This window comes from Curtobacterium sp. PhB190 (assembly GCF_004365385.1).
In the GTDB taxonomy this organism is placed as follows: Bacteria; Actinomycetota; Actinomycetes; order Actinomycetales; family Microbacteriaceae; genus Curtobacterium.
Map to the genome: position 1 here is coordinate 1 of NZ_SODN01000022.1, position 10,748 is coordinate 10,748.

At 73.5% G+C, this 10,748-nt stretch carries 11 protein-coding genes; 7 read left to right on the plus strand and 4 right to left on the minus strand.

Annotated features, from left to right (window positions below; all coding sequences use genetic code 11):
- Nucleotides 1–126: 126 nt before the first annotated feature.
- Entirely contained in the window at nt 127–1,680 is a 1,554-nt protein-coding gene (locus EDF47_RS19570; protein WP_133939193.1) for a hypothetical protein, read from the minus strand.
- A gap of 80 nt (nt 1,681–1,760) precedes the next feature.
- Here EDF47_RS19570 and EDF47_RS19575 point away from each other — a divergent pair, with 80 nt between their 5' ends.
- The gene (locus EDF47_RS19575; protein WP_133939191.1) at nt 1,761–2,522 is read left to right on the plus strand and encodes an SDR family NAD(P)-dependent oxidoreductase; all 762 of its coding nucleotides are present in this window, start codon (nt 1,761–1,763) and stop codon (nt 2,520–2,522) included.
- A 131-nt stretch (nt 2,523–2,653) separates the two neighbouring features.
- Here EDF47_RS19575 and EDF47_RS19580 read toward each other — a convergent pair whose 3' ends face one another.
- Nucleotides 2,654–3,568 (minus strand): DUF1648 domain-containing protein, encoded by a 915-nt coding sequence (locus EDF47_RS19580; protein WP_243834116.1) that lies wholly within the window; start codon nt 3,566–3,568, stop codon nt 2,654–2,656.
- 38 nt (nt 3,569–3,606) lie between these two features.
- Nucleotides 3,607–3,957 carry a GntR family transcriptional regulator gene (locus EDF47_RS19585; protein WP_111086536.1) on the minus strand — a complete coding sequence of 117 codons (351 nt, stop codon included), beginning with the start codon at nt 3,955–3,957 and terminating at the stop codon, nt 3,607–3,609.
- A 154-nt stretch (nt 3,958–4,111) separates the two neighbouring features.
- Between EDF47_RS19585 and EDF47_RS20015 the strand changes: the two genes are divergently transcribed.
- The 3 genes from EDF47_RS20015 to EDF47_RS19595 all read left to right on the plus strand — a co-directional run bounded on the left by EDF47_RS20015 (nt 4,112) and on the right by EDF47_RS19595 (nt 5,813).
- Nucleotides 4,112–4,279, plus strand: a complete 168-nt coding sequence (locus EDF47_RS20015; protein ID WP_159572230.1) for a hypothetical protein — start codon at nt 4,112–4,114, stop codon at nt 4,277–4,279.
- A 44-nt stretch (nt 4,280–4,323) separates the two neighbouring features.
- Nucleotides 4,324–5,199 carry an alpha/beta hydrolase gene (locus tag EDF47_RS19590; RefSeq protein ID WP_133939189.1) on the plus strand — a complete coding sequence of 292 codons (876 nt, stop codon included), beginning with the start codon at nt 4,324–4,326 and terminating at the stop codon, nt 5,197–5,199.
- A 98-nt stretch (nt 5,200–5,297) separates the two neighbouring features.
- Nucleotides 5,298–5,813, plus strand: coding sequence for a hypothetical protein (locus EDF47_RS19595; RefSeq protein WP_131847530.1), 516 nt, complete (start codon nt 5,298–5,300; stop codon nt 5,811–5,813).
- 51 nt (nt 5,814–5,864) lie between these two features.
- Here EDF47_RS19595 and EDF47_RS19600 read toward each other — a convergent pair whose 3' ends face one another.
- Complete coding sequence (locus EDF47_RS19600) at nt 5,865–7,352, minus strand: PLP-dependent aminotransferase family protein (RefSeq protein ID WP_166673285.1); 1,488 nt, start codon at nt 7,350–7,352, stop codon at nt 5,865–5,867.
- A gap of 34 nt (nt 7,353–7,386) precedes the next feature.
- Between EDF47_RS19600 and EDF47_RS19605 the strand changes: the two genes are divergently transcribed.
- The 3 genes from EDF47_RS19605 to rlmN all read left to right on the plus strand — a co-directional run bounded on the left by EDF47_RS19605 (nt 7,387) and on the right by rlmN (nt 10,567).
- Complete coding sequence (locus EDF47_RS19605) at nt 7,387–8,121, plus strand: pyridoxamine 5'-phosphate oxidase family protein (RefSeq protein ID WP_133939185.1); 735 nt, start codon at nt 7,387–7,389, stop codon at nt 8,119–8,121.
- Nucleotides 8,122–8,293: 172 nt separating this feature from the next.
- Nucleotides 8,294–9,244, plus strand: coding sequence for a C40 family peptidase (locus EDF47_RS19610; RefSeq protein ID WP_133939183.1), 951 nt, complete (start codon nt 8,294–8,296; stop codon nt 9,242–9,244).
- A gap of 90 nt (nt 9,245–9,334) precedes the next feature.
- On the plus strand, nt 9,335–10,567 hold the full coding sequence (gene rlmN / locus EDF47_RS19615; protein WP_133939181.1) for a 23S rRNA (adenine(2503)-C(2))-methyltransferase RlmN: 1,233 nt from the start codon (nt 9,335–9,337) through the stop codon (nt 10,565–10,567).
- The last annotated feature ends 181 nt before the right edge of the window (nt 10,568–10,748 follow it).

Below are 10,748 nucleotides of genomic sequence, written 5' to 3' on the forward strand. Positions count from 1 at the left end.
CCAGAACCGTCGCTTGTCCTCACGCGTGTGCCAACGACCCACACCAACACCTCACCACTCAAGGTGTTGCAACCACCCCTTGAACCCAAGGCGGGAATCTGTCGCTTTCGCGGGACTCACCGCCCGCTACCCTGGCAGCGGCCCGCCGCGGGGTCCCCAGGCCTCGGCGAGGGTGATCGAGGCGACCCCCGGCACCGTCAGCGCCTCCACCGACGCCGCGAACCACGCCCGCGCCGCCGCCGAGTGCTGCGCCGGGTCCGTCGCGTCCGCCACGAACTGCGGCCCGTACCCGGCCTCGATCGTCGCGTCGGTCACGACGGCGCGCGCGGAGGTCGCCACCGCGTTGAACCGTGGCCGCAGCGTCACCGGTCCGACGTGGAGCGCCCTGCCGGCGGCAAGCCGGGAGGCGCTCATCACGACCCAGCGCTGCATCCGGATCGACTCGGTCACCTGTTCGGGCGACCGGTCGTGCATCTGCGGCGTCACGCTGAAGGTCAGGGGCCCGTCCCAGTCGCGGAACAGGTCGACGGTCCGGTTCAGCTCGGTGAAGTGCGCGCGGGTGCCCGCCACGACCTCGAGGTCGCCGGCAGCAGCCGCGGCATCGCGCAGGGCCTGCTGCAGCGCCGGGGTCGTCACGTGCGAGGTCGGGTCGAACGCGCCGATCCGCACGACCGCGCCGGAGTCGAGCACGTCGTCGATCGCGGCGCGCAGCCGATCCGGGTCGTCGGTGACGAACCGGACGTCGAGCGGCCCGCCACCCGTATCGAGCCGAGCTGACGCCAGCACCGCCCCGACGTTGGGATCGCCGAGCACGGGTTCGACCAGCACGACGGGCTCCACCAGGACCGGCACGTCGAGCGGCGCCGCGGTCGGGCGCCCAGCGGCAGGGGCCGAGGCAGCGAGCAGCTGGAGCGTCGGCGGCGGGGCGACCACGGCGGTGGGAGCCGGCCCGTCCAGGAACGCGAGGTCCGGGGCGGGGGAGGCCGTGCCTCCCGGTCGGTCGTCCGTCGTCGCGCGCAGCGTGAGCGACTGGTGGACCACGGAGCCCGCGTCGAGCGCGACGGGGAACGGCTCGGACAGCGGCGTCGAGTAGGTCTTGAACGAGGCATCGGTCCAGTTGCGCTGGTCCTCGGTCTCGAACACGTCGCCGGCCAAGTCGAGCGTCAGCGCGACCCGACCCGTCGACCAGTCCAGCCCCGACAGGTCGGCGGCCGGCTGGTCCGGCGCGATCCAGGTCGGGAACGCGGCCGCGGTGGCGGTGCCGGACGGGTGCCGCGCGGTGAACGGCACGCCGGCGAGGGTCGGCGGGTGGAGCACGACCAGGCCGATGCGGTTGCGGCGGAACGGCGTCGTCGTGGTGCCGACCGCGTCGACGTGCAGGATGGGGCCGTCGACGGTGACCTCGAGGACGTACCGGAGCACCTCGGTGCCGTCGTAGCGGGCGCTGGCCTCGACGCGGAGGCGCCCGCTCGTGCTGTCGGTGCCGGTGCCGGTGCCGGTGTCGGTCGTCCGGGCGAGCACGACGTCGTCGGCGGTGCGCCAGTCGTGGTCCCGTGTCACGAAGCGGATCGCCCGCAGCACCGGTTCGCCGTCGTACGCGAGGTCCGCGAGCTCGGCACCGCGCAGCGTGAACCGCCACGCACCGATCGACACCACAGTGCCCATCGACGTCAGAGTCATGGCTCATGACTACCACCGGTCAACCGGTTGGGCAATGATGGGTCCGTGGAGCGACGACGCTCCCAGGACGGAGCTCCCGCATGACCGCTCGACTCGACCACTCGACCGCACTCGTCACGGGGGCGGGCTCCGGCATCGGCCGTGCGATCGCGGACCGGTTCGTCGCCGAGGGAGCGCGCGTCGTCTACGCCGACCGGGACGCGACGGCGGCGGGCACCGCAGCAGCGGCAGCCGGCGCGCTCGCGCTGCCGCTCACCATGGACATCGCCGACGAGACCAGCGTCGCAGCCGGGTTCGCCGCCCTCGCGGAGCGCGACCTGACGCCGAACGTGGTGGTCGCGAACGCCGGCGTGCAACTGTTCGGCCAGGACGCTGCGGTCGCGGACGTGTCGCTCGACACCTGGAACCGCACGGTCGCGGTGAACCTGACGGGCACGTTCCTGACCGTCAAGCACGCCGTCCGGACGATGCTCGCGGCCGGCGGCGGCGGGTCGATCATCGCGACGGGCTCACCCACCGGGCTGAACGGCGAGGGTGCGGACTTCGCGGCCTACTCGTCGACCAAGGGCGGCATCCACGCGCTCGTCCGCGCGACCGCGATGGCCTACGCGCGGGACGGCATCCGGGTGAACACCGTCGTGCCGGGCTACACCGAGACCGGCCTCGTCTCGGCGATCTCCGGCGACCCCGAAGCGCGGGCCGCGATCGTCGCCCGCACGCCCCTCGGTCGCCCCGGGACCCCCGACGACGTCACCGGGATCATGGTCTACCTGGCCAGCGCGGAGTCGTCCTACGCGACGGGCGCCGAGTTCCGCGTCGACGGCGGCATGACGAGCCTCTGACCGCCTGCGGGGCGCGCTCGCCCCGAGACTCGGTCTGAGCGACACCTCTCGGGTTCCGCGGCGCGAGAACTGTCGCCTCACCCGAGACTCGTGGCGTCACCACCCCGACCGGGAGGCCCGGCGCAGCCCCGTCAGGCCGGCGTGCGGTGGGCGAGCAGCGCGCCCAGGGCCGCGGCCCCGCCCGCAGCGTCCGGCACCGTCACCATCCGTGCCTGCCCGCCGCGGAGCCGTGCCACGAGGCCCGGCCCCGACCGCACCACGTAGGCGACCCCACGGCCGGAGAACCGGTAGCCCCAGCCACCCCACTGTCCGGGCGAGACGTCCTCCCACCCGCAGGACTCGATCCGCTCGAGCGGGACGCGCATGAGCGGGATGCGGGTCCACGTGGAGGTCAGTCGCATCCCACGCCGGTCCACGGTGAGCTCGACCCGGGCGAGCACCAGCACGGCGAGCCCAGCGACGACCAACACCGCTCCGGAGGCGACGGCCGTACCGAGGTCGGCCGGAGCGATCGCGAGCCCCGTGCCGATCCCGAGTCCGACGACGACGGCCCCGAGCGCCGCGAACCAGCGACTGCCGATGCGGGCGCGCCACGCGACCCGTGTGTCCGCACCGATGCGCAGCGGTTCGATGTCGTGCGCCGGCACCGGGGGAGCCGTCCGGACGAGCGCGACGACCGGGACCGCGGCGATGACCGCGCTGACGGCCAGGAACGGCACGGTCCACCAGCCGGACAGCGTCCCGTCGCCGACGGTGTTCGTCGCAGCGAGCACGATCCAGGCGGTGCCCAGGCTGCCGGCGAACAGGTTGGCGACGAGCACCAGGGTGGCGGCGGTCCGGCGGTCGGGCATCCGCAGCGCCGCGAACGCCAGGGCCACGGCGCCGGCGGTCACCGCGAGCGTGATCCAGAACACCGGCCAGGGCGAACTCCAGCCGTCCGCGGTGCCGTCGGCCCCGAAGTGGACGGCCATGCGGTCCGGCAGGCTCGGTGCGGCGACGAGGGCCGCGACCACCAGGGCCAGCAGCACCACCATCCCGGGTGCCACCACAGCCAGGCGAGTCCTTACGTGCATCGGTCGGTTGGTCATCGTGCCCCCTTGATCATCGTGAACAGGTCGTCGAGCGGCACCCCGAGCGTGTCGGCCTGGTCGCGCAGCTCGTCCACGAGCGTGCGCAGCCGGTCGAACGACGCGTTGCCCGATCGCAAGACCGTTGCTCCGCGACCCCGCCGCAGTTCGATCAGTCCGTCGTCCTGCAGCTGTGCGTAGGCGCGCAGCACCGTGTGCATGTTGACGTCGACCGCGGCGGCGAGGTCGCGCGCCGACGGCAGGCGTTCCCCGCTCGCGAGGTCTCCGCGTGCGATCGCGTACCGGATCTGCGACGCGACCTGTTCGGCGAGGGTGGCCCGCGCGGTCGGGTCGACGGTGATCAGCATGTTCGCATTGTATGCGAACAATCCCGCCGTGGCGAGGGTGCTCGTGTCGCGCTCTCCGGCCTTTGGCCATGGAACGCAGGCCCCCGTCCGGGGGTACGGCGTCCGGGTACTTTCGGCTGCAGCGAACCACTCGCTATTCAGGGAGAAAACCACGATGACGAACTACGAATCCGCCGACGGGGTGGAGCCCGTCCAGGTCACCACCTACCGTCTCGTCCGCAAGGCCGCCCGACGTGGTTGGGCCGTGCCCACCGACGAGGCCGAACCGTCCCTCGCCGACCTCGTGAGCACCCGCGGCTCCGCGCGCCCCGAGGCCCGCTGACCCCGCCACCGACGCCGCACGGGGGCCAGCAGTATCGTCGGCCCATGCCCCCTTCGACCCGAGCGGTCACCCGTGGCGTCGAGGTCGGGACTCGAGGCTCCGACACCGGCGTCCCCGTACTGGTCCTGCACGGCAGCCCCGGCGGGATCGACGTCGCCGAGTTGATGGGGGCGTTCCTGCCGTCCGAGGACTTCCGCGTGGTCACGGTCTCGCGACCGGGCTACCTCGGCACCCGGCTCGACGCCGACCACTCCACGATCGACGACGAGGCCGACCAGCTCGCCGGGGTCCTCGACGACCTCGGCATCGACCGCGTCGGGGTGCTCGCCTGGTCCGGTGGTGCTCCGGCCGCGTACCGCCTGGCGGTCCGCCACCCGGACCGGATCGGCGCGCTCGCCGTCGCCTCCGGGGTGTCCGGTCGCTGGGTCCCCGGGCCGGCGGGACCTGCCGCACGAATCGTGACCGACACCGCGTTCGGCGCCGGTCTGGCAGCGGCCGCTTCGCGCATCGCCCCGGCTGCCGCGGCTCGCGCTGCGGTGGCCGGCGTGAGCACCCTGCGCGGCGGTGCCCTGCGGGACCACGTCGCCGGCGTGCTGGCCGACCCGGTGCGGCGGGCGTTCCTGCTCGGCCTCGCCCGGACCGGCAACGCCTCCGGACCCCGACGCGCCGGCTGGGACAACGACGTGCGCCAGCTCGCGGCCGTCGAATCGCTCGACCTCGGTGCCGTCCGAGCCCCGACGCTCCTGGTGCACGGCGACGCCGACACCGAGGTCCGACCGGACGACAGCACCCGCGCCGCCGCGGAGATCCCCGGCGCCGAGCTCGTCACGCTGCCGGGGGGCACGCACTTCGCGCTCTGGGACCACCGCGATGCCGCCGCCGTGCAAGCACAGGTGCGCGCACACCTGCAGCGACCCTGACCACCGGCTCGCCCGCTTGCTCACGATCCGGTATCGACGAGGTCTCGATCGCGACACGACGCCCCGTGCGTGACCACGACGCTGCCACGATGGCGGGTATGGCTTCCCTCCGACTCGCACTGCCCGTCGTCGTCGGCGCACTGCTCGCATCCGTCGCCCTGTCGTCGTGCTCGGCCGACGCCTCGTCGGCCCCGGCGCCGACCTCGTCGAGCGCTCGGTCGGCGGACGCAGCGGTGGACGCACCGGCGGCGTCCCCCACGGTGGACCCGATGGAGGAGGACCGGAGCGCCGCGGCCGTCTGCGGGCAGATCAGCGCGCTGTCGACGATCGCCCTGAACGCCTCGGACGGTCGTTCCCGCGGTGCCCTGACCGATGCGCAGTACGAGGCGCTGATCGCGGCGGAGCGCTTCGGGTACGAGCACCTGACGAGCACCGACGAGCGGCTCGACAACGCCATCGACTACGCGCTCGAGTACCTCGACGCCCACCCGGCACCCGCGTCGGGGCCGGCGCTCCAGGACAGCCCCGAGTGGGAGCTCGTCGGGCGCACCCTGAACACCGCGTGCCAGCAGGCCGGATCGAACGTGGTGGCGACCGCTCAGTCCGGCGGCTGATCGCGACTCGTCCGGCGGCCAGAGCGCACCGGGGCACCAAGAACACCAGGGTCATGCAACGGTCTCGGTCCGCTCGACCGACGCGATCAGCGCATCGAGGGCACGGTCCAGCTCCGGCACCGTCACCGCCCCGTACCCCAGCACGAGCCCGGCCGGGGTGCTGCCCGGAGCCATCCCGTACTCCTCGAGCGTCGAGACGAGCACGCCGGCACCGGCCATCCGCGCCGCGACCTCCCGCCCCGTCGCCGGACCCGACCACACGACCACGGCGTGCAGTCCGCCGTTCAGGGCACGGGCCTCCAGTCCGGCGACGCCGTCGAGCCGCGCCGCGATCCGGGCGCGACGGTGCGTGTAGTCGCGCCGGACCCGGCCGAGGTGCCGGCGGAGCGCGCCGGTCCGGAGCAGGTGCGCGAGCGCGACCTGCACGGGCTCGGCGACGACCGCGCCGCGGGCGCGACGGGCAGCGAGCACCGCGTCGGTGACCCCGGCCACGGATCCGGCCCCGACCGGCACTCCACCCGCCGCGGGCAGCACGACGTAGGAGCAGCGCAGCCGCGGGTGGAGCGTCTTCGAGAACCCGCCGACGTGCAGCACCACCCCCTCGGCATCGAGCGCTGCGAGTGCGGGCACGGGGCTGCCGCGGTGCCGGAACTCCGAGTCGTAGTCGTCCTCGACCACGAGCGTGCCCGTCGCCGCAGCCCAGGCGAGCAGCCGCTGTCGTCGCGCCACCGGCATCACCGAACCGAGCGGGTACTGGTGCGTCGGTGTGACGAGCACGACGTCGACCGGCGGTGCGGCGGTCAGGGCGTCGAGGTCCATCCCGTCGTCGTCCAGCGGGATGCCGACGACGGTCCCGCCCGCGCTGAGCACCGCACGCTGACCGGTCCGGTACCCCGGGTCCTCGACCGCGAACACGGGTGCGCGACCGAGGTGCACGCGGAGCGCCTCGGTGACGAGCGACAGCGCCTCGGAGGTCCCCGCGGTCAGCAGCACCCGGTCGACCGAGGGGGCGAACCCGCGACTCAGGCCGAGCTGCGCCACCACCTGCGCACGGAGCTCCACCGTGCCGAGGGGGTCCGCGACCGCGTTCCGCAGTGGGGCGTCGGCCGCCGCCCGCCAGGCCGCGCGCCAGTCCCGCTGCGCGATCGCGGTGACGGCGGGGACCCCGGGGCGGCAGTCGATGGTCCGGGCGGCGGCGGCCGCCGCTGACGCCGCCGCCGCTCGAGCACGCGGGTCCGTCGCCAGCAGCAAGTTCCCGACGACGGCCCCGCCCCGGCCGCCCCCGCCGAACGCCCCAGCCGACGCGACGACCCGCGCCACCGCACCGTGCCGCGTCCGGATCCAGCCCTCGCCGTCGAGCTGGTCGTACGCGGCGACGACCGTTCCGCGTGCGACGCCGAGCTCGGCGGCCAACGCCCGGGTCGAGGGCAGCGGATCGCCCTCGCGCAGCGTGCCGTCGTGGACCATCCGTCGGATGCGGGCGACGACCCCTGCGGTCTTGCCGGACTGGTCCACCACGATCACCTCGATCTGGTCCACGCACTGGACCACTGTCGAACCTAGCGTGGCCAGCATGAGCACCCCCAACCCCGCCGACGGCCCCGACCTGCGGGTCCGCCGCATCCGCGAGCGCCAGTCCGACGACCCCGCCGTCCTCCGGGCGATCCTCGCCGAGGCCCACCTCGCCCACGTCGGGTTCGTCCGCGGCGGCCACCCGATCGTGCTGCCCTTCCTGTGCGGCGTCGGCGACCTCGGCGCCGGCCCGGTCCTGCTGCTGCACGGCTCGACCGGCGGCGGCCTCTTCCTCGAAGCAGGGGCCGCCGGCGTGCAGGTCGCAGCGACGATCACGCACCTGGACGGGCTCGTGTTCGCCCGTTCGACCTTCGACAGCTCGGCGAACTACCGCAGCGCGATGATCGCGGGCGCCGCGACGGTCGTGCCGCCCGAGCTCCGCACCGAGGCGCTCTGGCAGATCTCCGACCACCTCATGCCCGGCCGCCGCGACGAGGTCCGCGAGATGACCCCGAAGGAGGTCCGCGCCACCCAGGTCCTGCAGCTGCCCCTCGACCGCGCGAGCGTGAAGGTCCGGTTCCAGGGCAACGGCGAGGCCGCGGACGACGGTGAGGACCACGCCGTCTGGGCCGGCGTGCTGCCGCTCGCCGTCCGCGCCGGCGTCCCGGTGCCGGGGGACATCTCGGGGGACGCCCCGGTCGACGCGTCCGTCGTGGCGCTGGCGGCTCGCCTCGACCGGCTGTCGTCCGACCGGGAGGCCCGGATCGCCGCCGTCATGCGGGTCGCGTCCGTCTGAGGCCGGGTCTTCAGGCCCCTGGGTGCGGATCCGCCGCATCTGAGCGACCTGCGAGGACCGCCCGTTCCTGTGACGAGCCGCAGGAACACTCCGGGACTGCCCAGCCTCGATCCGCCCCGTGACCAATACGTTACTTTCCGGATCGCCCAGCGGTCCCGACCCGGAAGGACCCATGGGACGCCACGCCCTGCCTGCAGCAGCCGAAGACCGACAGCCCTCGCGAGGGACCCCGCACACCGCGGTGGAACCCGCTCCGGCGTCTCCGCAGCCGCAGCTGTCCCGTCCCCGTGGTCGTCGCTCGGCCCTCGGTCCCGCTGCTGCCCGGGCCACGTTCGTGGAGCACCCGAAGCCGACCCGCACCGTCCGGATGCAGCCGCGTCCGCTCCCAGTCGCCTCGAGCGCCGGTGCGGCCGTGCTGAGCCGGAAGGCCGTCCTGCGTGCCGAGCGGGCCGTCGACCCGCGGCACATCCGCCGCACCGCGAACGCCAAGCGTGCCGCGATCCTGCTCGCACCGGCGATCGCCGTGACCTCGAGCCTGACCCTGGCCGTGCCGGCGAACGCGGCGACCCCGGCCGAGACGCAGCAGGGCACGACGACCTCGCAGGCCGCGCAGACCTTCACCGTGGCGCACGACGTCAAGGTCCCCGTCGTCACCACCGACGGCATGACCACCACGACCACGGTCGTCTCGTACCCGACGCTCGACCTGCGCTTCGGGGTGACGACGGTCCAGGCGCAGTCGGCCCTGTCGGCGGCGCTGTCCGCCGGCGGCGACCGCGCCACCATCGTCGAGACCGCCCTGCAGTACATGGGGGACCCGTACGTCGAGGGTGGCGCGAGCCACGAGGGCATCGACTGCTCCGGCCTGACGATGGTCGCGTACGCGGCTGTCGGCATCCCGCTCGTGCACTACGTCCCGACGCAGGACGCCGCGGCGACGACGATCCCCGAGTCCGAGGCGCTGCCCGGCGACATGGTCGTGTACGACGACGAGGACCACGTCGGGCTGTACCTCGGCCAGGGACTCGTGCTGCAGGCACCGCACCCGGGCGAGGTCGTCGACATCGTGCCGATGTACTCGGCCGCGCACCACTTCGCGCGCCTGCTGCCCGCCGGCAGCTGACCCGACGCAGGCGGGGCCGTGGATGGTGACCATCCCGGCCACCGGAGGGTCCGGCACCGACGTGTCGCGGGCCTCCCGTATCCTGGTCCGATGGCTTCCGACACCCGTACCCCGTTCGAACAGCAGCAGTCTGCTCGTCCGCAGGTGCGTCCGCGCACCGAGGGCTGGAAGCAGGCGACCGACACCGACGGCCGCCCGCTGCTGCAGTTCGCGTCGCCGAAGCGCGGCAAGCCGCCCGTGCACCTCGCCGACCTGACGGCAGCGGAGCGCGAGGCCCGCGTCAAGGAACTCGGCCTGCCGGGCTTCCGGGCGAAGCAGCTCGCGACCCACTACTTCACGCACTACACGTCCGACCCGGACAAGATGACCGACCTGCCGGCCGCCCAGCGCGAGCAGCTCGTCGCCGGGATGCTGCCGCCCCTGCTGACCGAGACCCGGCGGCTGGCGACGGACAACGGCGACACGATCAAGTTCCTGTGGAAGCTGCACGACGGTGCCCTGGTCGAGTCGGTGCTCATGCGGTACCCGGGTCGCATCACGCTCTGCGTCTCCTCGCAGGCCGGCTGCGGCATGAACTGCCCGTTCTGCGCCACCGGCCAGGCGGGGCTGACCCGCAACATGTCCACCGCCGAGATCATCGAGCAGATCGTCCGGGCCAACGCGGCCATCGCCGCCGGGGAACTCGGGGGCGATCCCCGCAAGGGCGGCAAGGACCGCGTCGACGCCGAGCGCGTCACGAACATCGTGTTCATGGGCATGGGGGAGCCGCTCGCCAACTACAAGCGGGTGATGGACGCCGTGCGGCTGATGGTCGCGCCGCAGCCGAACGGCCTCGGGATGAGTGCCCGTGGCATCACGATCTCGACGGTCGGGCTGGTCCCCGCGATCCTCAAGCTGGCGGACGAGAACATCCCGGTGACCTTCGCGCTGTCGCTGCACGCCCCTGATGACGAGCTCCGCGACGAGCTCATCCCGGTGAACTCGCGCTGGAAGGCCGACGAGGCGATCGACGCCGCGCACAACTACTACGTCAAGACGGGCCGCCGTGTCTCGATCGAGTACGCGCTCATCAAGGACATGAACGACCACGCCTGGCGTGCCGACCTGCTCGCCGAGAAGCTCAACAAGCGCGGCAAGGGCTGGGTGCACGTCAACCCGATCCCGCTCAACCCGACGCCGGGCTCCGTGTGGACCTCGTCCGAGGTGCACGTGCAGGACGAGTTCGTCCGCCGGCTCAACGCCGCGGGCATCCCGACGACCCTGCGCGACACCCGCGGCAAGGAGATCGACGGGGCCTGCGGGCAGCTCGCTGCTGCGGAGTAGCCCCGCCGCCGACGGGCACTCCCAGGCCGACACGCCCGGGAGGAACCACGGTTGGCGAGGCCCCCGGAGCCTGTGTAGTGTTACCTCTCGTTGCCACGGCGGCGGAGAACGGAACGGCTGAGACGGTCACTGGGTTTACCCGGGGATCTTGTCCGCCACGGTTCTTCCCCGGGCAGCGGAT

Coding starts and splice junctions, on each gene's coding strand:
- EDF47_RS19570 (WP_133939193.1), bottom strand. CDS start 1,680: ATGACTCTGACGTCGATGGGCACTGTGGTGTCGATCGGTGCGTGGCGG.
- EDF47_RS19575 (WP_133939191.1), top strand. CDS start 1,761: ATGACCGCTCGACTCGACCACTCGACCGCACTCGTCACGGGGGCGGGC.
- EDF47_RS19585 (WP_111086536.1), bottom strand. CDS start 3,957: ATGCTGATCACCGTCGACCCGACCGCGCGGGCCACCCTCGCCGAACAG.
- EDF47_RS20015 (WP_159572230.1), top strand. CDS start 4,112: ATGACGAACTACGAATCCGCCGACGGGGTGGAGCCCGTCCAGGTCACC.
- EDF47_RS19590 (WP_133939189.1), top strand. CDS start 4,324: ATGCCCCCTTCGACCCGAGCGGTCACCCGTGGCGTCGAGGTCGGGACT.
- EDF47_RS19595 (WP_131847530.1), top strand. CDS start 5,298: ATGGCTTCCCTCCGACTCGCACTGCCCGTCGTCGTCGGCGCACTGCTC.
- EDF47_RS19605 (WP_133939185.1), top strand. CDS start 7,387: ATGAGCACCCCCAACCCCGCCGACGGCCCCGACCTGCGGGTCCGCCGC.
- EDF47_RS19610 (WP_133939183.1), top strand. CDS start 8,294: ATGGGACGCCACGCCCTGCCTGCAGCAGCCGAAGACCGACAGCCCTCG.
- rlmN (WP_133939181.1), top strand. CDS start 9,335: ATGGCTTCCGACACCCGTACCCCGTTCGAACAGCAGCAGTCTGCTCGT.